We start from the raw sequence: 19,939 nt of genomic DNA on the forward strand, positions 1-19,939 counted from the left end.
GGCGACGGGCCTCCGGAGGAGGCCCGTTCGGTGCTGGTGGGCGAGGGGGTCGGGCTCGTCCCCCCGGCCGGGAGGACGGGGGTGAGGCGGGCGTGAGGAGCGCTCAGTAGGCGCCGGCACTGGTCACGACCGCGCGGACGGTCTTGGCGAGGATCAGCGCGTCGAGGGCGAGCGACCAGTTCTCCACGTAGCGGAGGTCCAGCCGCACGGCCTCCTCCCAGGACAGGTCGCTGCGGCCGGAGACCTGCCACAGGCCGGTCAGGCCGGGCTTGACCAGCAGCCGGCGGCTCACCGAGGAGTCGTAGCGCTCGACCTCGGCGGGCAGCGGCGGGCGGGGCCCGACCAGCGACATGGACCCGCCGAGCACGTTGAACAGCTGGGGCAGCTCGTCGAGGGAGAACCGCCGCAGCCAGCGTCCGACGCGGGTGACGCGGGGGTCGTGCCGCATCTTGAACAGCAGCCCGTCGCCCTCGTTGCGCTCGAGCAGCTCGGCCAGCCGGCGGTCGGCGTCGACGGCCATGCTGCGGAACTTGAGGATGGTGAACCCGCGGCCGTTCGCGCCCACCCGCTCCTGGCGGTAGAGGACCGGTCCCGCACTGTCCAGCTTCACCGCCGCGGCCAGCGCGAGCAGGACCGGCGCGAGGAGCAGCAGCGCGACCGCGGCGGCGGCGCGGTCGACGCCGCCCTTGACCAGCCGGCCCCAGCCGCGGAACCGCGGCTGCTCGACCGACAGCAGCGGCAGGCCCTCGAAGGGACGGATGTGCAGCCGCGGGCCGGCGACCTCGATGAGGCCGGGCGCGACGAGCAGCTCGATGCCGGTCCCCTCCAGCTGCCAGGACAGCCGGCGCAGGTACTCGGCGGCGGTCTCGCTGGCGGAGGTCACCGCGACGGTGTCGGCCCCCAGCCGAGCGGCGGTGGCGACGACGTCGTCGAGCCCCGCGACCGGGACGCCCAGGGCGCCGGCGACCCGCGCCCGGCCGTCCGGGGTGACGCAGGCACCGACCACCTCGAGCCCGGCGTAGCTCTGCCGGCGGACCGCGGTGGCCAGCTCGACGACGGCGCCGCCGCGGCCGACGACGACGACCCGCTTGGTGCACGCGCCGCGGGCCCGCAGCCGGCGCAGCCCGCACCGCGCGGCGTACCGGCCGGTGAGCGTGAGGACGGTGAGCCCCGGGACGGCCAGCAGCACCAGCGCGCGGCTGAGGCCCAGCTGCCCGAGGAAGGAGACGACGCAGGTCAGGGCCAGGAGCAGGAAGCCCGCCCGGCCGACGCGGCGGTACTCGTCGCTACCGGTGCCGAACACCCGCTCCTCGTGCGCGCCGGTGCCCACCAGCAGGAGGGGCCAGGCGAGGACGAGCGCGGCGGCGGTGAGCACCACGGGGCGGGCAGGTGAGAAGGCGGCCGGATGGGCCAGCACGACGGCGCCGGTGGCCAGGACCGCGGCGGCGAGGTCGAGCAGGTGCAGGACCGCGGAGTACCGCCCGGCCCAGCGGCGGGGAACGGGACGGCCGACGGCGCGCAGGACGTGCCGCTGCTCGGCGGCCGGGCGCGGGACGGGCAGGGCCCGCGTGGCGGCCCCCGACCCGGAACCGGAGTGGTCCAGCAGCACATCTCCCCCTCGTCACTCAGAGTGCACGAGGGAGACGGCCGTCACGGACGGTGCATCGTCATGACGCCTCGACCTGCGTCCTGTCCCCCGATGCACGAAGAACACTCACAGAGCGTCATGGACGGGTCAACGCGGAGAGTGACGGTTCACCCGAAGGGGAGGGTTCAGGTGCGCGGGTGCACCACGTTCTGCGCCGCCTCGAGACCCAGGGCGAGCAGCTCCTCGGTGGCGTCGGCCGCCTCGGCGACCAGCAGGTCGAGCTCCTTGCGCTCGGTGGCCGAGAAGTCCTTCAACACGAAGTCCGCGGGGTCCTGGCGGCCCGGCGGCCGGCCGATGCCGACCCGGACGCGCAGGTACTCCTTGGTCCCGGCGGAGCGGCTGATCGAGCGCAGCCCGTTGTGCCCGCCCTCCCCGCCGCCGCGCTTGAGGCGCACGGCGGCGAAGGGGATGTCGAGCTCGTCGTGCACGACGACGAGGTCGGTCACCGGCAGCTTGTGGTAGTCGAGCAGCCCGCGCACGGGGCCGCCGGACTCGTTCATGTACGTCGTCGGCCGGGCCAGGACGACGCGGCGGCCGGCCAGGCGGCCTTCCCCGGCCAGCGCCCGGGCGCGGGCACCCTTGCCGGCGGCGAGCTTCACGCCGGCCCGGGCGGCGAGCTCGTCGAGCACCATCGCGCCGACGTTGTGCCGGTTGCCGGCGTAGGAGGGGCCGGGGTTGCCCAGCCCCACGACGAGGAAGGGGCCCTCGGAGGGTGCGGACGCCGCAGGGGCGCCGGCGGTGCCGGCGCCCCTGCGGGTCGTGCTCTCGGTCAGCGGGGACCTCAGCTGTTCTCGGTCGACTCGATCGACTCGCCGCTGCCCTGCGCGAGCGGCTCGGGGACGACGTCGCCCTCGCCGACGCCCTCGGCGGCCGGCGCGGACTCCTCGCGCTCGATGCCGGCCTCGGCCTCGGCCTCGGTGAGCTCGGCGTCGAGCTGCTCGGCGGTCGGGGCGCCCATGACGTTGACGACCAGGGCCTCGGGGTCGGTCAGCAGGGTGGCACCGGACGGCAGCGGGAGGTCGCCGGCGGTCACGCCGTCACCGGCGCCGCGGCCGGTGACGTCGACCTCGATGGTCTCGGGGATGGCGGTGGCCTCGGCCTCGAGGGAGACGGTGTTCAGCTCGACGCTGAGCAGGGTCTCGGGGCCGGACTCGCCGACGGTGACGACGGGGACGTCGACGGTGACGCGCTCGCCCCGGCGGACGACCAGCAGGTCGACGTGCTCGTGCTGGCGGGTCAGCGGGTCGCGCTGCACCGACTTGGTGAGCGCCAGCTGCTCCTGGCCGTCGAGGACGACGGTGATCAGGGCGTTGGTGCCGCCGTTGCGCAGCACCGCGGCGAACTCGCGGGCCGGCAGCGACAGGTGGACGACGTCCTGGCCGTGCCCGTACAGGACGGCCGGGATGCGGCCCGCGCGGCGCGTCCGGCGGGCGCTGCCCTTGCCGAACTCGGTGCGGGCCTCGGCGACGAGGCGGAAGTCAGCCACGGTGGTGTGCTCCTCAACAGCGGGTGGGCCGGGTGCCGGCGGCCGGGCGCGGCACACCTCGCAGGAGCACACGCACGTCGATCACGGAGTACGGACGGCCGTCTCCCTCGCCGGGCTCCGACCAGCGTACCCGGTGCTCAGCTGGCGCCGCCGAAGAGGCTGGTGACCGAGCCGTCCTCGAAGACCTCCTTGATCGCCCGGGCCAGCAGCGGGGCGATGGAGAGGACGGTGAGCTTGTCGAACTGGCGGGCCGGCTCGATCGGCAGCGTGTTGGTGATGACGACCTCGCTGATCTTGCTGTTCTTCAGCCGGTCGACCGCGGGGCCGGACAGGACGCCGTGGGTGGCGGTGACGATGACGTCGGCCGCGCCGGCCTCGAACAGCGTCTCGGCGGCCTTCACGATCGTGCCGCCGGTGTCGATCATGTCGTCGACCAGGATGCAGACCCGCCCGGCGACCTCGCCGACGACGCGGTTGGCGACCACCTCGTTGGGCCGCATGGGGTCGCGGGTCTTGTGGATGAAGGCCAGCGGGACGCCGCCGAGCTTGTCGCTCCACCGCTCCGACACCCGCACCCGGCCGGAGTCCGGCGAGACGACGGTGATGTCGCGGTCGCCCCAGCGGTCGCGCACGTGCGCGACCAGCAGGTCGAGGGCGAACAGGTGGTCGACCGGGCCGTCGAAGAAGCCCTGGATCTGCGCGGTGTGCAGGTCGACGGCCATGAGCCGGTCGGCGCCGGCGGTCTTGAACATGTCCGCGACCAGCCGGGCGGAGATGGGCTCGCGGCCGCGGTGCTTCTTGTCCTGCCGGGCGTAGGGGAAGAACGGCGCGACGACGGTGATCCGCTTGGCCGAGGCGCGCTTGAGCGCGTCGACCATGATCAGCTGCTCCATGAGCCAGGTGTTGATCGGCGCGGTGTGGCTCTGCACGACGAAGGCGTCGCAGCCGCGGACGGACTCCTCGAAGCGGACGAACAGCTCACCGTTGGCGAACTCGTAGGCGGCCGTGGGGGTCGGGGTGACGCCGAGGTGCCCGGCGATCTCGGAGGCCAGCTCGGGGTACGCCCGGCCGGAGAAGAGCATCAGGCTCTTGCTGGTGGTCTGCCGGATCGCACTCATCGGCTCACTGCCTCACTGCTCGTGGGTGGCCTCGGGGTCCGCCGGCCGGTCCGGTGCGTCACCCGCGGCCCGGCCCCCGGCCGGGTCCTCGGCCGCTGCTGCTGTCGCTGCCGCCGCGGCCTGCGCGGCGGAGGTGCCCGGGCGACGGCGTCCCACCCAGCCTGCCACATTGCGCTGCTTGGCCCGCGCCACACCCATGGCCCCCGGCGGGACGTCCTGGGTGATCACCGAGCCCGCGGCCGTGTAGGCGCCGTCCCCGACGGTGACCGGCGCGACCAGCATCGTGTCCGATCCCACACGGACGGCGTCGCCGATCGTCGTGTGGTGCTTGGCCACGCCGTCGTAGTTGACGAAGACGGTCGCCGCGCCGATGTTCGCCCCGCGGCCGATCGTCGCGTCGCCGACGTAGGACAGGTGCGGCACCTTCGACCCCTCGCCGACCGCGGCGTTCTTCGTCTCGACGAAGGCGCCCACCTTGGACCGGGCCGCCAGCCGGGTGCCCGGCCGCAGGTAGCTGAACGGCCCGACCGTCGCCCCGGGCCCGATCTCGGCCCCGGTGGCGTGCGTCCGCAGCACGGTGGCGCCCTCCCCCACCGTGCAGTCGGTCAGCGTGGTGTCCGGGCCGACGGCGGCGCCGGCCGCGACCGTCGTCGTCCCGTGCAGCTGGACGCCGGGCAGCAGCCGGGCCCCCGGCAGGACGGAGGCGGTGACGTCGACCCAGGTGGTGGCCGGGTCGACGACGGTGACGCCCGCGACCATGAGCGCGTCGAGGACGCGGTCGTTGAGGGTGCGCCGCCGCGCGGCGAGCTCCCGCTGGTCGTTGCAGCCGAGCACGTCGACCGGGTCCTGCGCCGCGACGGCGGCGACCGGGGCGCCGCCCTCGACCAGCGGCGCCAGCGCGTCGGTCAGGTACTGCTCACCCTGGGCGTTGTCGGTGGACAGCCCGGCGAGGACCCGGCGCAGCGTGGCCGCGTTCGCGACGTACACGCCGGCGTTGACCTCGCGGATCGACCGCTGCTGCGCGGTCGCGTCCTTCTCCTCCACGATGGCCCGGGGCGCGCCGTCCTCCCCCCGCACGATCCGGCCGAGGCCGGTGGGGTCCCCCACCTCGGCGGTCAGCACGGTGAAGACGCTGCCCGCCTCGTGGTGGGCCGCCACGAGCGCGGCCAGGGTGCCGGTGGTGAGCAGCGGCGAGTCGCCGTTGACGACGAGCACCGGGCCCTCGAGGTCGGGCACCGCCTCCAGCGCCACCTGCGCCGCGTGCCCCGACCCGCGCTGCTCCTCCTGCACGACGGCGCGGGCGTCCGGCGCGACGGCGGCCAGGTGCTCCTCGACCATCGCGCGGCCGGACCCGACGACGACCAGCGTGGTGCCCGCCGCCAGCGGCGCGGTCGCGGCGAGGACGTGGCCGAGCATGCTGCGCCCGCCGATCTCGTGCAGCACCTTCGGGGTGGTCGACCGCATCCGGGTCCCCTGACCGGCGGCGAGGACGACGACGGCGGCGACGGGCTGCTGCGGGCTCACGGATCTCCTCGACGACGGGTGCGACCGGGTGGGACGTTGCTGGGGGACTCGGACTCGAACCGAGACTTCCCGGCTCCAAAGGCCGGCGGGCTGCCGATTACCCCATCCCCCACCGCGCGCCGTCCCCGCACGGCACCGCGTGGGACGAGCCTAGGGGGCGGGCCGGAGGCGGGCACGGGAGCCGCCCGGACGGCGTCGTCCCCTCGAGGAGCGGTCCTCCCTACGGTGACGTAGGTTACGGCCCCGGAGCCGCCGGACGCCGACCCGGGGCCCGCGACGGACGACCCCTGGAGGCCCCGTGTCCGCCCCTTCCCTCACCCGGCCGACGGCCTTCCGTCCCGCAGACCCGGACAAGGGCCTGCCGCCCAACGCGCTGGGCAAGGAGAAGGGGCACCTGGAGCAGCTCACGCTCTACGTGTTCGTCGTCGTGCCGTTCCTCGCGCTGGCGGCCGTCGTGCCGGCGGTGTGGGGCTGGGGGCTGTCCTGGCTGGACGTCGGCCTGGCGGTCGGCTTCTACTTCCTGACCCTGCTCGGGGTGACCGTCGGCTACCACCGGTACTTCACGCACGGCTCGTTCAAGGCCCGCCGTCCGCTGCGGATCGCGCTGGCGGTCGTCGGCTGCATGGCCGTCCAGGGCCCGGTGGTGCAGTGGGTGGCCGACCACCGCCGCCACCACGCCTTCTCCGACCGCGAGGGCGACCCGCACTCGCCGTGGCGCTACGGCACCGACACCCGCGCGCTGCTCAAGGGCATGTGGCACGCCCACCTCGGCTGGCTGTTCGACCGGCGCCAGACCAACGCCGAGCGCTACGCCCCCGACCTGCTCAAGGACCGCGGCCTGCGGGTCACCAGCCGGCTGTTCATCCTGTGGGCGTTCCTGAGCCTGGCCGTCCCGACGGCGGTCGGCGGCCTGGTGACCGGCAGCTGGACCGGCGCATGGACGGCGTTCTTCTGGGCCGGGCTGGTGCGCGTCGCGCTGCTGCACCACGTGACCTGGTCGATCAACTCGATCTGCCACGTGGTGGGCAGCCGGCCCTTCGCCTCCCGGGACCGCGCCACCAACTTCTGGCCGCTGGCCGTCCTGAGCGCGGGCGAGTCCTGGCACAACCTGCACCACGCCGACCCGACCTGCGCCCGGCACGGCGTCCTGCGCGGGCAGGTCGACATCAGCGCCCGGGTCATCTGGGTGTTCGAGAAGCTCGGGTGGGCGCACTCGGTGAAGTGGCCCGACCCGGTCCGGCTGGCGGCCAAGCGGCGGGTCCCGGCCGCCGGCGCCGTGGCGTCCTGACCGCCGGCGCGCCCCGGCGACGGGCGCGGATGGGCCGCTCCCAGCGGCGCGAGCAGCTGGTGGCGGTCGGCCGGGAGGTGTTCGCCCAGCGCGGCTACGCGGCCACCTCGATCGAGGAGCTGGCCGCTCGCGCGGATGTGAGCAAGCCGGTCCTCTACGAGCACTTCGGCGGCAAGGAGGGGCTTTACACCGCCGTCGTCGACCGGGAGATGGCGCGGGTGCTCGAGCGGTTCACCTCCGCCCTGGCCGCCGGCGGCAGCCCGCGGGCGCTGCTGGAGCGGGCGGCGCTGGCGCTGCTGGACTACGTCGAGGAGGACACCGACGGGTTCCGCGTGCTCTCCCGCGACTCCCCCGGCTCGTACTCGTCGCTGATCGGGGAGCTGGCCCGCCGGGTCGAGCACCTGCTCGCCGAGCAGTTCGGCGCGCGCGGCCACGACCCGCGGCTGGCCGCGCTCTACAGCCAGGCGCTGGTCGGGATGGTCGCGCAGGTGGGCCACTGGTGGCTGGAGACCCGCTCGCCGGGGAAGGCCGAGGTGGCCGCCCGGCTGGTGGACCTCGCCTACAACGGGCTCGCGCACCTGGACCCCGACCCGGCGCTGCGGCACCGGGACGGCTGAGCTCAGCCGACCAGGCGGGCCCCCGGCACCGGCCCGTGCACCACCCGGACGGTGCGGAACAGGCCCTCCCCCGCCAGGACGGCGGCCAGCCGCACCGCCGCGTCCTCGTCGGCGGCCAGCGCGGCCACGGTCGGGCCCGACCCGCTGACCACCGCGGCGGCGGCGCCGGCGTCGACGGCCCCCCGCAGGGCCCGGCGCAGCGCCGGGCGCAGCGAGACGGCGGGCGCCTGCAGGTCGTTGGCGAGGGCCCCGGCGAGGGCGGTCACCGGGCCGCTGCGCAGGGCGGCGACCACCGGCTCGGGCGAGGGGAACGCGGCGCCGGAGGGCACCCGGCCCTCGGCGCGCAGCCGGTCGAGCTCGGCGTAGACGGCCGGCGTCGACAGCCCGCCCTCGGCGATGCCGAGCACCCAGTGCGACGGCCGCCGGGCGAGGACGGGGGTGAGCCGCTCGCCGCGGCCGCTGCCCAGCGCGACCCCGCCGGCCAGCGAGAACGGCACGTCGCTGCCCAGCTGCGCGGCCAGCGCGGTGAGGTCGCCGCGGGTGGCGCGGGTGCCCCACAGCGCGTCGAGGGCGACCAGCGCGGCCGCGGCGTCGGCGCTGCCGCCGGCCAGCCCCGCGGCGGCCGGGATGGCCTTGTCCACGGCGATGGCGGCGTCGGCGGCGACCCCGGCGTGCTCGGCGAGCAGCTCGGCGGCCCGCCAGACGAGGTTGCGCCGGTCTGTGGGCACCGGGTCGGGGCCGTCGGCGCCCTCGCCGGTCACCGTCACCGACAGCCCCTCGCCGGGGCGCACGGTCACCGTGTCCAGCAGGGAGACCGCGAGGTAGACCGTCTGCAGGTCGTGGAAGCCGTCCTCGCGCAGCGGGCCGACCGCCAGCGACACGTTGACCTTGGCGGGGGCGTGCGCGGCCACGGAGCCGTCGCCGCGGGTGTGGCCGGGGCCGCCCGGGGAGGACCAGCTCACGGCGCGGTCGCCGCCAGCCGGGCGAAGTCGGCCACCGACAGCTGCTCGCCGCGGGTCGCGGGGTCGATGCCCGCCGCCCGCAGCCGGGCCTCGGCGGCGGCCGGGCTGCCGGCCCAGCGGGCCAGCGCCGCGCGCAGGCCCTTGCGGCGCATCGCGAACGCGGCGTCGACGACGGCGAAGGTGGCGGCGCGGTCGCCGGGCGGCGGGTCGTGCCGGTCGAGGGCGACCAGCCCGGAGTCCACGTTGGGCTCGGGCCAGAAGACGCGGCGGCCGACGTTGCCGGCCCGGCGGGCGGTGCCGTACCAGGCGGCCTTCACCGACGGCACGCCGTAGGCGGCGCCGCCCGGCGGGGCTGCCAGCCGCTCGGCCACCTCGGCCTGGACGAGCACCAGCGCCCGGCGCAGCGAGGGCAGCAGCTCGAGCAGGTGCAGCAGGACGGGCACGGCCACGTTGTACGGCAGGTTGGCCACCAGCGCCGTCGGGGGCGGCCCGGGCAGCTCGGTCACCCGCAGCGCGTCGGCCTCGACGACGGTCAGCCGGCCGGCGAGGTCGGGCCGGCGGGCGGCCACCGTGGCCGGCAGCAGGGCGGCCAGCCGCGGGTCGATCTCGACGGCGGTGACCGCTGCGGCGGCCGGCAGCAGGCCGAGGGTCAGCGAGCCCAGGCCCGGCCCGACCTCGAGGACGACGTCGTCGGGGCGCAGCTCCGCGGTGCGCACGATCCGGCGGATGGTGTTCGCGTCGTGCAGGAAGTTCTGCCCGAGCGTCTTGGTCGGGCGCAGGTCGAGCTGCTGGGCCAGCTCGCGGATCGCGGCCGGGCCCAGCAGCCCGTCGGCCTGCTCGGGAGGTGTGCTCAGCGGGGTGTTCTCCGGGTGGATCAGAGGTAGCGACCGCAGTGCGGCCACGGCGAGGCGCCTCGGGCGGCGTAGAGCCGCTCCCCGATGTCGATCTGCTGCTCCCGGGTGGCCTGGTGCGGGTACTGGGCGTACTCGCCGCCGCCGTTGGCCAGCCAGGTGCTCTGGTTGAACTGCAGGCCGCCGTAGTAGCCGTTGCCGGTGTTGATGGACCAGTTGCCGCCGGCCTCGCACCGCGCCAGCGCGTCCCAGTCCAGCCCGCTGGTGGAGGGCTCCGGCGCCGGGCGCTCCTTCGTGCCGACGCTGACCAGCTCGTCGACCGCCGGGCGGGTGACCGAGGTGTTCAGCTGCTCGCGACCGGTCTCGACGCCGTCGGTGACGGTCACGCGGAAGGTGGTGGCCTGCTCGCCGTCGACGCCGGGCTGGGTGACGGTCTCGTCGCCCTCGAAGACGTTCGGGTCGTCGGTGCGGACCGTCTGGTGCGGGATCGGGGTGGTGACCACCTGCTCGGTCACCTGCACACGGTAGACCTGCAGCCGCATGGCGTTGAGCAGCGGCTGGGTCGCGAACAGGCTGGTCCGGTCGTGCGCGCCGAGGGTCACGCCCTGCTCGGCGAGCAGGTCGCCGGCGGTGGCCGCGGTGGTGGTCACCACGCGGGTGGCGCCGTCGACGACGAGCGTGACGGCCTTCGGGGTGGTGATCGACAGCGCCATGCCGTCGAGCGGGAGCCGCTCGCTGCGGCTGGCCGACAGCACCATGTCCTCGGCGCGGTAGCCGAGCTGGTCGAGCGCCTCGTCCACGGACAGGGCGGTCACGTAGACCTCGCGGGTCACGCCGTCGACGGTGAGCTGCAGCGGGCGGGCGCGGTTGACCACGACCGTGTCGCCGTCGGCCACCGCGGCCGCGGGGCGCGGGAGGACGACGTCGTGCGACTGCGTCCGCAGGCCCTCCTCCTCGAGGACCTCCCCGACGGTGTCGGCGTAGGTGCTGACCTCGCGGGCCTGCCCGTCGACGGTGAGCGTGAGCGACTTCTGCGCGGCGAACCAGGCCACGGAGCCGCCGACCAGCCCGAGCAGGACCAGGGCGAACAGGGCGAGCTTCAGCGTTCGGGGCACGACACTTCCACGGGGTCGAGGGACCGGGCAGGGGGTCGCACACCCGAGCGGCAGCCGACAGCGCGGGGGTTCCCGGGACCGTCGGACGCCGTCCGGCGATCCCACCCCGGCTGTCAGTCACGACACGATAACGAGTGCGCCACGTCTAGCAACGGTGCGCAGGAAGTGAAGCAGAGGGGCGACACGTCGACATGGAGCCGCGCCGACACGAACGGTGAGGGACGCGCCGCATGTGACAGCGGTGACGGATGCGGTGCGTGAGATCAGGCGGTGACCGACGTCACGGTGTGACCGGCGCCCCGGCCGGGCACCGGAGCGGGCTTCAGCCGGCCAGCGCCCGCTCGTTCGCCCGCACCGGGCGCAGCCAGGTGAGCAGGAAGCCGGCGACGGCGAGGCCCGCGGCCAGGCTCGCGAAACCCCCGGCGACCAGCGCGACCGGCAGCAGGTCGACGTTCTCGGTCACCCGGTCGCCGAGGTCGATGCCGGCGGCCAGCAGCAGCGTGCCGAGGGGCAGCAGCGCGAGCACGCTCGCCGCCGCGGTGACCAGGTGCGCGGTCCAGGTGCGCAGCGCCTCGTCGACCGGCACGTCGGCGCCCTCGGCCGGCAACGGGCGGACGAGGACGCGCAGCAGCGCCGTCTCGGCCAGCAGCCACGCCACGAGCGGGACCAGGAGCGCGACCCAGGCGACGGTGTCGGCGAGCTCGCCGCGCTGCCACATCAGGACGGTCACGAGGACCTCCGCGAGCACGACGGCGCGCGTGGTCCACAGCAGCCACGGCGAGACCTGCTCGCCGCGCCGCGGCCGGCGGGCGGGGTCGGACAGCCGCCAGCGCGGCCGCGGGCGGGTCGCCTCCGCGAGCACCACGCCGGCCAGCAGGCCGATGACGAGGGCGGGCAGCCAGAGGAACACCGACGCCTCGGCGAACATCACGACGCTGGCGACGATCCCCACGACGCCGAGCAGCAGCCCGAGCCGGCGCACGCGGCGGCCGTGCTGGGCCTGCCGCTGCAGCGCGGCCACGCCCTCGGGCGTGGGCGTGGCGAAGTCGATCGCCGCCGACGCGACGGCGCGGCGACCCGCGGCCAGGGCCCACGCGCGGGCGAGCAGCACGCCGGGCACCAGGACGGCGATGAACAGCACGACGGCGATGAGGCGACCCACGCAGACCAGTGTGCAACGCCGACGCGGTCAGTCGAGCCGGTCGGTCCCCCAGGTCCCGAAGACCCGCTCGGCGTTCCGGGTCAGGGCGTCGCACAGCTGCGCGACCTCCACGCCGGTGACCTCGGCCAACGCCCGGACGGTGTGCGGCACCAGACGCGAGGCGTTGGGCCGGCCGCGGTGCGGCACCGGCGTGAGGAAGGGCGAGTCGGTCTCGACGAGCAGCTGGTCCAGCGGCGTGAGCGCGGCGGCCTCGCGGAGGTAGCCGGCGTTGCCGAAGGTCAGCGTCCCGGCGAAGGACAGCACGAAGCCGCGCTCGACGCAGGCCTTCGCGAACGCGGCGTCGCCGGAGAAGCAGTGCATGACCACGTGCTCCGGCGCGCCCTCGTCGTCGACGACCCGCAACACCTCGTCGTGCGCGTCGCGGTCGTGGACGACCAGCGCGGCGCCGTGCTCCTTCGCGATGCGCAGGTGCGCCCGGAACGACGCCTCCTGCGCCGCCCAGCCCTCGGGCCCGGTGCGGAAGCGGTCCAGCCCGGTCTCCCCCACCGCGCGCACCCGCGGCAGCGCCGCCAGCCGGTCGATCTCGGCCAGCGCGTCGTCGTCGGCGGCGCCCTCCCCGGCCTCGTTGGGGTGGACGGCGACGGCGGCCAGCACGCCCGGGTGCCGCGCCGCCAGCTCCGCCGACCACCGCGAGGAGGGCACGTCGACGCCGACCTGCACCAGCCGCGGCACCCCCACCGCGGCCGCGGCGGCGATCTCGGCGTCCACCGCGTCGTCGTCCGCGGGCTCGTCGGTGCGGAAGCCGTTCAGGACGATGTCGAGGTGGGTGTGGCTGTCGACCGCCGGGGCCGGCAGCGGCTCCGGGGACGGCGGTGGCTCGCCCCGCCGGTTGGCGCGGGACGCGGCCGAGCGGCTCACTGCCCGGCCCGTGCGGCAGAGATGGCCATTTCTGCCGTCACGAGGCGTCGCCCTCCAGGCGGGCCAGCTCCTCCGCGACGACGGACTCGTCGAGCTTGCGGAACACCGGGGTGGGCGGGGACAGCGGCGTGCCCGACGGCAGCGGGCGCGAGGCCCACACCGCCTGCGCGTCGCCGTAGTCGCCGGTGATGATCGGGTACGGCGAGCCGTCGTCGAGGTCGGTGACCTCCTCGATGCGCGGCGCCGGCGACCAGACGCCGGTGCCGCCCAGCAGCTCGTGCACCTTCTGCGCCGAGTGCGGGAGGAACGGCGTGAGCAGCGCGTTGCAGTCGCTGACCGCCTGCAGCGCGGTGTGCAGCACGGTGTCCCGGCGGGCCGGGTCCTCCTTGAGCTTCCACGGCGCCTGGTCGGACAGGTACTTGTTCGCCTCGCCGACCACCCGCATCGCCTCGGTGGCCGCCGCCTTCTGCCGGTTGCGGGCCAGCAGGTCGCCGATCGGCCCGAACGCCGACGACGTCGAGGCCAGCAGCGCGCGGTCGGCGTCGGTCAGCTCACCCGGCGTCGGGACGGCGCCGACGTTCTTCGCCGCCATCGACACCGTCCGGTTGACCAGGTTGCCCCAGCCGGCGACGAGCTCGTCGTTGTTGCGCCGGAGGAACTCCGCCCAGGTGAAGTCGGTGTCCTGGGTCTCGGGGCCGGCGACGGCGACGAAGTAGCGCAGCGCGTCGGGGTCGTAGCGGGCGAGGAAGTCGCGGACGTAGATGACCACCTGGCGGCTGCTCGAGAACTTGCGGCCCTCCATGGTGAGGAACTCGCTGGAGACCACCTCGGTGGGCAGGGCCAGCCGGCCCAGCGAGCCGGGGCTGCCGCCCCTGTCGCCCTCGCCGTTGTAGCCCTGCAGCTGCGCGGGCCAGATCTCGGCGTGGAAGACGATGTTGTCCTTGCCCATGAAGTAGTAGGCGTCGGCGTCGGGCGACTGCCACCACTGGCGCCAGGCGTCGGCGTCGCCGGACCGGCGGGCCCACTCGATCGACGCCGACAGGTAGCCGACGACGGCGTCGAACCAGACGTAGATGCGCTTGTCGGGCCGGTCCCGCCAGCCGTCGAGCGGGATCGGCACGCCCCAGTCGATGTCGCGGGTGTAGCTGCGCGGCTTGAGGTCGTCGAGCAGGTTCCTGGCGAAGTTGAGCACGTTGGGCCGCCAGCCCCGGCGGCTGTCCAGCCAGTCGCCGAGGGACCGGGTGAAGGCGGGCAGGTCGAGGAAGTAGTGCTCGCTCTCGACGAACCGCGGCGTCTCGCCGTTGATCCGGCTGACCGGGTTGATCAGGTCGGTGGGGTCGAGCTGGTTGCCGCAGTTGTCGCACTGGTCGCCGCGGGCGCCGTCGTAGCCGCAGATCGGGCAGGTGCCCTCGATGTAGCGGTCGGGCAGCGTGCGGCCGGTGGACGGGCTGATCGCGCCGAGCGTCGTCTGCGGGAAGACGTACCCGTTCTTGAGCAGGCCGAGGAAGATCTCCTGGCTGACCCGGGCGTGGTTGACCGTGGTGGTGCGGGTGAACAGGTCGTAGGACAGGCCGAGGGCCTGCAGGTCGTTGACGATCAGCCGGTTGTTCCGGTCGGCGATCTCCCGCGGGCTCACCCCCTCCGCGTCGGCGGCCACGGTGATCGGCGTGCCGTGCTCGTCGGTGCCGCTGACCATGAGGACGCGGTCCCCGGCCATGCGGTGGTAGCGGCTGAAGACGTCGGAGGGGACGCCGAAGCCGGAGACGTGGCCGATGTGCCGCGGGCCGTTGGCGTAGGGCCAGGCCACGGCGGTCAGGATGTGCCGATCACTCACGACACCGAGGGTAGTGAGCGGCCGCTCCCCGCCTCGTCAGTGACCGGCGACGGTGCTCGCGGGCGGGAGCTCGCCGGCGACGGGCGTGGTCAGCGCGAGGGCGCCGAGGGCGACCCCGATCACCGCGACGGTGGCCAGGCGCGTCCGCGGGTGCCGGGTCGCGGCGGCCGGGCGGGGGCGCGGCGGGACCGCGGCGGACCAGGCGAGGGTGGCCGGCGCCGAGGTGAGCAGCAGCTTGCCGACCGGCACCGCCAGCGCCAGCAGCGCGACGGCCGGCAGCGGCAGCGTCGTCGGCAGGTCGCCGACCAGCGGGGTGACCAGGCTCACGGCGAACAGGCCCGCCACGCCCACGATCTCCGCGCAGGCCAGGCCGTTCGCGAGCCGCCGTCCGCCGTCGAGGGCCGCCAGGCCGCCGCCCGCGCACAGCACGATCCAGCCGGCCAGCCCAGCGAGCACCGCGACGACGACCGGCGCGGGCGGCCGCGACGCCACGGCGAACAGCCCGTCGAGCCCGGTCAGCCCGGCCGCGAGCAGCGCCGCGGCCTCCAGCCCGCAGACGGCGGCCAGCGCGAGCACGGCCGCCGGCCACCGCCGGGGCGTGGACGGTGCGGGTGCGGGGAGGGGTGCGTCGAGGACGCTGGTCGCCACGGGTCTGCTCCTGGCCGGGGACGTCGGTCACCGGTCAGGTCGTCCCGCGCGGGCCGGCGCAGGAGGGACGGCGGGGCACCCCTCACCCCCAGGGGTGAGCCGTCAGAGGCGCTTGCCGGTCCCCGCCCGTGCCGAGCCGGTGGCGAAGCGGCTGCGCCGTCGTCCGTAGATGAAGTACATGAGCACGCCGACGGCCATCCAGACGAAGAACCGCAGCCAGGTCTCGGTGGGCAGGTTGGCCATGAGCCACAGGCTGGCCAGCGCCGAGACGATCGGCAGCAGCGGCACCAGCGGCACGCGGAACGAGCGGGGCAGCTCCGGGCGGGTGCGCCGCAGGATCCACACGCCGAGGGAGACGAGGAAGAAGGCGAAGAGGGTCCCGATGTTCACCAGCTCGGCCAGCTCGGACAGCGGCACCAGCCCGGCCAGGACGGCGACGACGATCCCGGTGCCGATGGTGATCTTGTAGGGCGTGCCGTACCGCGGGTGCACGGTCCCGATCGACCGCGGGAGCAGTGCGTCGCGGCTCATCGCGAACAGCACCCGCGACTGGCCCAGCATCAGGATCATCACCACGGACGTGAGTCCGGCGAGCGCGCCCAGCGAGATGATGCTCGAGAAGAAGGTGAGCCCGTTCGCGGCGAACGCCCCGGCGAGCGGCGCGCTCTCGCTGAGCTCCGTGTAGTTCTGCATGCCCACGACCACCAGCGAGACGGCGACGTAGAGCAGCGTGCAGATGGCCAGCGAGCCGATGATGCCGCGGGGCAGGTCGCGGGCCGGGTTGCGGGTCTCCTCGGCCGCGGTGGCCACGATGTCGAAGCCGATGAAGGCGAAGAACACGATCGCCGCGCCGGCCAGGACGCCGCCCCAGCCGAAGGTGCCCTGGCTGAAGCCGGTGAGCACCGAGATCAGCGGGGTGTCCAGCCAGGTCTCGCCACCGTCGGCCGCGTTCTCGGCGGGCGGCACGAACGGCGAGTAGTTGTCGGCGACGAGGTAGAACGCGCCGACCACGATGACCAGCAGGACGACGGCCAGCTTGATGGCCACGATCACCGCGGTGACCCGCGAGGACAGCTTGATGCCGAGCACCAGGACGGCGGTCATCGCCAGCACGATCACGATCGCCGGGACGTTGAACGTCGCCGTCTCGCCCGCGATCGACGTCGGGAGCGCCAGGCCGACGTCGTCCAGCAACTGGTTGAGGTAGCCCGACCAGCCCACGGCGACCGTGGCCGCCCCCAGCGCCAGCTCGAGGACCAGGTCCCAGCCGATGATCCAGGCGACGAACTCGCCGAAGGTCGCGTAGGAGAACGTGTACGCCGAGCCGGCCACCGGGACGGTGGAGGCGAACTCGGCGTAGCAGAGCGCGGCCAGCCCGCACACGACGCCGGCGATCACGAAGGAGATCGCCACCGCCGGCCCGGCCTGGTTGCGGGCGACCACACCGGTGAGCACGAAGATGCCCGTACCGATGATCACCCCGACGCCGAAGACCGCCAGGTCCAGGCCCGAGAGGTTCTTCTTGAGCCGGTGTTCGGGTTCGTCGGTGTCGCGGATGGACTCCTCGACGGACTTGACCCGGCGCGACTCTGCGGCCACGGCGTCCTCCTCGGTCGGTCCCGGCAGCGGCCTCACGGGCAGCGTGGCACGAGGGGCGCGAGCCCGCACGCCTACGCTGCTGTCGCCCCGCCGCGGCGGCGGGACGGGAGGAGGCGCACCGGTGACCGACCAGCGGGCGGACGCCCCTCCCGGGCCGTTCGTGCCGACCACCCGGCCGCGCCCCGCCGGGGCGCCACGGCCGGCGACGACGCGGGCGGCCGGCGTCGACGCGATCGTCGACTGCGCCGTCTACGTGGAGGGGCGCCGGGAGCCGCCGGTGGACCCGATGGTGGCGCTGGAGGCCGCCGTCGAGCGGGACGGCTTCGTCTGGCTGGGGCTGTTCGAGCCGACCGAGGCCGAGCTGGGCGCGATCGCCGAGCGCTACGGGCTGCACCCGCTCGCCGTCGAGGACGCCGTCTACGCCCACCAGCGGCCCAAGCTTGAGCGCTACGACGACGACCTGTTCATGGTGCTCAAGACGGCGCGGTACGTGGAGCACGAGCAGCTGACCGCGACCAGCGAGGTGGTCGACACCGGCGAGGTCATGGTGTTCCTCGGCCCGCACCACGTGATCACCGTCCGGCACGGCGACCACAACGACCTGACCGAGCTGCGGCACCGGCTGGAGGAGCAGCGCGACCTGCTGTGCCTGGGCCCGTCGTCGGTGCTGTACGCGGTGGCCGACCACGTCGTCGACACCTTCGTCGACGTCGCCGAGCAGGTGCAGGACGACGTCGACGAGCTCGAGGCCTCGGTGTTCAGCCCCGACCGCACCGACGACATCGGCCGGCTGTACCAGCTCAAGCGGGAGCTCATGTCGCTGCGGCGGGCGGTCGGGCCGCTGGAGGTGCCCCTGCAGAAGCTGGCCGAGCGGCAGGTCGACTCGGTGCCGGGCCCGATGCGGTCCTACTTCCGGGACGTCCTCGACCACGCGATCCGGGTGCGCGACCAGGTGGGCGCGCTCGACGAGCTGCTGTCGTCGATCCTGCAGGCCTCGCTCGCGCGCACGTCGATGGCCGACAACGAGGACATGCGCAGGATCTCGGCGTGGGCGGCGATCGTCGCGGTGCCGACCGCGATCGCCGGGATCTACGGGATGAACTTCGAGCACATGCCCGAGCTGCACTGGCGCTGGGGCTACGCGATGGTCTGGCTGGTCATCCTCGTGACCTGCTCGCTGCTCTACCGCGGCTTCAAGCGCAACGGCTGGCTCTAGCGCCCGTGCCCGCGCGGTTGCGCGGAGGAGCACCTGATCCCGCCCTGGGTTCCGTGGTCCAGCGCGCAACCGGCGGAGCCTGTGGACAGCCGCAGCAGCCACATCCGGTGGTCGGGCACGGTGCCCCGGTGCCGCCCGCGCCTGCCGTCCCCGACCACCTGCGCGCGGGGGTCTTCCGCGGGTCGAGTGCGGTCGCCTCCGGAGCGCTGACCCGTCGGCAGCTGGGTGGATCCACCTGGCGGCGGGTGCTGCAGGACGTCTACGTCCACCGCGACGTCCCGCCGACGCACGAAGTCCGTGCCCGGGCCGCGGCGCTGCTCCTCCCGTCGGCCGTCGTCACCGGGCGCAGTGCAGCGGTCCTGTGGGGCCTCGACCTGGCCGGCCCGGGGGACGACGTCGAGGTGACCCTGCGGCCGGGCACCCACCAGGTCCGGCTCGCGGGCGTGGCGGCACGGCGGGCCGTCGTCCGGCCGGCCGACGTGACCCGCCGTCTCGGGCTGCGCGTGACGACTCCCGAGGCGACTGCGCTCCGCCTGGCCTCGGTCCTCCCGCGGGACCGCGCCGTGGCCGCCGTCGACCAGCTCGTCGTGTCCGGCCGCGCGGACCTCGCCACCGTCCGCAGGCTCGCCACGGACGCGCGGGGCCCGGGGTGCCGACGTGCGAGGGCGGTGGCCGGGCTGGCCGACGGGCTGGCCGGGTCACCGCAGGAGACCCGGCTGCGGCTCCTCCTCCGCGGCGCCGTTCCTGTGCCGGTGGCCCAGTACCGGGTGACCGACGCGTCGGGCGGGTGCGTCGCACGCGTCGACTTCGCCTGGCCGGATCGGCGGGTGGCGGTCGAGTACGACGGGCTCTGGCACGCCGAGCCGGGCCAGTTCGCCCGCGACCGGCAGCGGCTGAACCGGCTCCAGGCGGCCGGCTGGCGCGTCGTGTTCGTCACGGCTTCGGACCTGCACCGTCCTGCCGAGCTCCTCGCCCGGATCGCCGCGGCGCTGGCTGCCTGAGCTCCTGGACTGCGCCCTCCGGCACGCATCCGGGCGCGGGATTGGGTGTCTCTTCAGCGCAACGGGTGCCCTCAGGGCTTGGCGGCGACGACGGCGTCGTAGACGGTGCGGCGGGGCAGGCCGGTGCGGGTGACGACGGCGCGGATGGCGTCCTTGCGGCTGGCGCCCGCCGCCTCCTCCCCCGCCACCAGCGCGGCCAGCTCGGCGGGCGACAGCGACACCGGCTCCGGCGTGGCCCCCGCGACGACGAGGGTGATCTCCCCGCGCACGCCGTCGGCGGCCCACGAGGCCAGCGCGGACAGCGGCCCCCGCCGGACCTCCTCGTGCGTCTTGGTCAGCTCCCGGCACACCGCGGCCTCCCGCGCGTCCCCGAACGCGGCCGCGCAGTCGGCGAGCGCCTCGGCCAGCCGGTGCGGCGACTCGAAGAAGACCATCGTGCGGCGCTCGTCGGCGAGCGAGGCCAGCCGGGACCGCCGCTCCCCCGCCTTGCGCGGCAGGAACCCCTCGAAGCAGAACCGGTCGACCGGCAGCCCCGAGACCGCCAGCGCCGTCGTCACCGCGGACGGCCCGGGCACGGAGGTGACCTCGACGCCGGCGTCGATCGCGGCACGCACCAGCGTGTAGCCGGGGTCGGAGACCGAGGGCATGCCGGCGTCGGTGAGCAGCAGGACGGTCGCGCCGTCGGCCAGCGCCGCCATCAGCCCGGGGAGCCGCTGGCGCTCGACCGACTCGTGGAAGGTGACCACCCGGCCGGTCAGCGCGACCTCGAGGTCGGTGGCCAGCCGGTGCAGCCGCCGGGTGTCCTCCACCGCCAGGACGTCGGCCGACGCCATCACCTGCCGCAGCCGCGGGCCGACGTCGCCGGGCTGGCCGAGGGGCGCACCACCGAGCACGAGCCGTCCGGTCACGACGACGAGCCTGTCACGCCGGGGCGCACCGCCGTCCCACATAC

The 19,939-nt window shown here is 75.0% G+C and carries 18 protein-coding genes and 1 tRNA gene; 4 read left to right on the forward strand and 15 right to left on the reverse strand.

All coding sequences use genetic code 11. The features are described 5' to 3' along the window. Positions 1 to 103: 103 nt before the first annotated feature. From ACI8AR_RS01885 to ACI8AR_RS01910, 6 genes are all read right to left on the reverse strand, one after another. Entirely contained in the window at positions 104 to 1,609 is a 1,506-nt protein-coding gene (locus tag ACI8AR_RS01885) for a sugar transferase (RefSeq protein ID WP_457049462.1), read from the reverse strand. Positions 1,610 to 1,773: 164 nt separating this feature from the next. Beyond that, positions 1,774 to 2,337, reverse strand: a complete 564-nt coding sequence (gene pth / locus ACI8AR_RS01890) for an aminoacyl-tRNA hydrolase (protein ID WP_457049463.1) — start codon at positions 2,335 to 2,337, stop codon at positions 1,774 to 1,776. A 92-nt stretch (positions 2,338 to 2,429) separates the two neighbouring features. After that, complete coding sequence (locus tag ACI8AR_RS01895) at positions 2,430 to 3,134, reverse strand: 50S ribosomal protein L25/general stress protein Ctc (protein WP_457049464.1); 705 nt, start codon at positions 3,132 to 3,134, stop codon at positions 2,430 to 2,432. A gap of 137 nt (positions 3,135 to 3,271) precedes the next feature. Beyond that, positions 3,272 to 4,252 (reverse strand): ribose-phosphate diphosphokinase, encoded by a 981-nt coding sequence (locus tag ACI8AR_RS01900; protein WP_457049465.1) that lies wholly within the window; start codon positions 4,250 to 4,252, stop codon positions 3,272 to 3,274. Between the two features lie 12 nt (positions 4,253 to 4,264). After that, the gene (gene glmU / locus ACI8AR_RS01905; protein ID WP_457049466.1) at positions 4,265 to 5,776 is read right to left on the reverse strand and encodes a bifunctional UDP-N-acetylglucosamine diphosphorylase/glucosamine-1-phosphate N-acetyltransferase GlmU; all 1,512 of its coding nucleotides are present in this window, start codon (positions 5,774 to 5,776) and stop codon (positions 4,265 to 4,267) included. Between the two features lie 39 nt (positions 5,777 to 5,815). After that, positions 5,816 to 5,888 (reverse strand) — tRNA-Gln (locus tag ACI8AR_RS01910). 186 nt (positions 5,889 to 6,074) lie between these two features. On the opposite strand from ACI8AR_RS01910, the gene ACI8AR_RS01915 reads away from it, so the two are divergent. Together ACI8AR_RS01915 and ACI8AR_RS01920 are read left to right on the forward strand one after the other, a co-directional pair. Beyond that, complete coding sequence (locus ACI8AR_RS01915; protein WP_457049467.1) at positions 6,075 to 7,064, forward strand: acyl-CoA desaturase; 990 nt, start codon at positions 6,075 to 6,077, stop codon at positions 7,062 to 7,064. Between the two features lie 29 nt (positions 7,065 to 7,093). After that, the gene (locus ACI8AR_RS01920) at positions 7,094 to 7,681 is read left to right on the forward strand and encodes a TetR family transcriptional regulator (RefSeq protein WP_456938831.1); all 588 of its coding nucleotides are present in this window, start codon (positions 7,094 to 7,096) and stop codon (positions 7,679 to 7,681) included. A 2-nt stretch (positions 7,682 to 7,683) separates the two neighbouring features. Here the strand turns inward: ACI8AR_RS01920 and ACI8AR_RS01925 are convergent, their stop codons facing one another. From ACI8AR_RS01925 to ACI8AR_RS01960, 8 genes are all read right to left on the reverse strand, one after another. Next, positions 7,684 to 8,643 (reverse strand): 4-(cytidine 5'-diphospho)-2-C-methyl-D-erythritol kinase, encoded by a 960-nt coding sequence (locus ACI8AR_RS01925; RefSeq protein WP_457049468.1) that lies wholly within the window; start codon positions 8,641 to 8,643, stop codon positions 7,684 to 7,686. Continuing rightward, positions 8,640 to 9,545, reverse strand: coding sequence for a 16S rRNA (adenine(1518)-N(6)/adenine(1519)-N(6))-dimethyltransferase RsmA (gene rsmA / locus ACI8AR_RS01930; RefSeq protein ID WP_457049469.1), 906 nt, complete (start codon positions 9,543 to 9,545; stop codon positions 8,640 to 8,642). The genes ACI8AR_RS01925 and rsmA overlap by 4 nt, the downstream gene beginning before the upstream one ends. Then, positions 9,518 to 10,609, reverse strand: coding sequence for a transglycosylase family protein (locus ACI8AR_RS01935; RefSeq protein WP_457049470.1), 1,092 nt, complete (start codon positions 10,607 to 10,609; stop codon positions 9,518 to 9,520). The genes rsmA and ACI8AR_RS01935 overlap by 28 nt, the downstream gene beginning before the upstream one ends. 322 nt (positions 10,610 to 10,931) lie before the next feature. After that, positions 10,932 to 11,771, reverse strand: coding sequence for a hypothetical protein (locus tag ACI8AR_RS01940; RefSeq protein ID WP_457049471.1), 840 nt, complete (start codon positions 11,769 to 11,771; stop codon positions 10,932 to 10,934). A 27-nt stretch (positions 11,772 to 11,798) separates the two neighbouring features. After that, entirely contained in the window at positions 11,799 to 12,689 is an 891-nt protein-coding gene (locus tag ACI8AR_RS01945; protein ID WP_457049472.1) for a TatD family hydrolase, read from the reverse strand. Positions 12,690 to 12,726: 37 nt separating this feature from the next. Further along, positions 12,727 to 14,523, reverse strand: a complete 1,797-nt coding sequence (metG, locus tag ACI8AR_RS01950) for a methionine--tRNA ligase (RefSeq protein ID WP_457049473.1) — start codon at positions 14,521 to 14,523, stop codon at positions 12,727 to 12,729. Positions 14,524 to 14,559: 36 nt separating this feature from the next. After that, entirely contained in the window at positions 14,560 to 15,171 is a 612-nt protein-coding gene (locus ACI8AR_RS01955; protein WP_457049474.1) for a hypothetical protein, read from the reverse strand. A gap of 102 nt (positions 15,172 to 15,273) precedes the next feature. Next, a complete protein-coding gene (locus ACI8AR_RS01960) occupies positions 15,274 to 16,770 on the reverse strand; it encodes an amino acid permease (RefSeq protein ID WP_457049475.1) in 1,497 nt (498 codons plus the stop codon). A 121-nt stretch (positions 16,771 to 16,891) separates the two neighbouring features. On the opposite strand from ACI8AR_RS01960, the gene corA reads away from it, so the two are divergent. Together corA and ACI8AR_RS01970 are read left to right on the forward strand one after the other, a co-directional pair. Continuing rightward, complete coding sequence (gene corA, locus ACI8AR_RS01965; RefSeq protein ID WP_457049476.1) at positions 16,892 to 17,986, forward strand: magnesium/cobalt transporter CorA; 1,095 nt, start codon at positions 16,892 to 16,894, stop codon at positions 17,984 to 17,986. A gap of 128 nt (positions 17,987 to 18,114) precedes the next feature. Further along, a complete protein-coding gene (locus tag ACI8AR_RS01970; protein WP_457049477.1) occupies positions 18,115 to 18,987 on the forward strand; it encodes a DUF559 domain-containing protein in 873 nt (290 codons plus the stop codon). A 71-nt stretch (positions 18,988 to 19,058) separates the two neighbouring features. Here the strand turns inward: ACI8AR_RS01970 and rsmI are convergent, their stop codons facing one another. After that, entirely contained in the window at positions 19,059 to 19,895 is an 837-nt protein-coding gene (gene rsmI / locus ACI8AR_RS01975; RefSeq protein WP_457049478.1) for a 16S rRNA (cytidine(1402)-2'-O)-methyltransferase, read from the reverse strand. Positions 19,896 to 19,939: the final 44 nt, after the last annotated feature.

Source organism: Geodermatophilus sp. SYSU D01036 (assembly GCF_054050435.1).

Bases quoted from the DNA above. Each gene is read 5' to 3' on its own strand.
- ACI8AR_RS01920 (WP_456938831.1), top strand. From the start codon at position 7,094: ATGGGCCGCTCCCAGCGGCGCGAGCAGCTGGTGGCGGTCGGCCGGGAG.
- ACI8AR_RS01900 (WP_457049465.1), bottom strand. From the start codon at position 4,252: ATGAGTGCGATCCGGCAGACCACCAGCAAGAGCCTGATGCTCTTCTCC.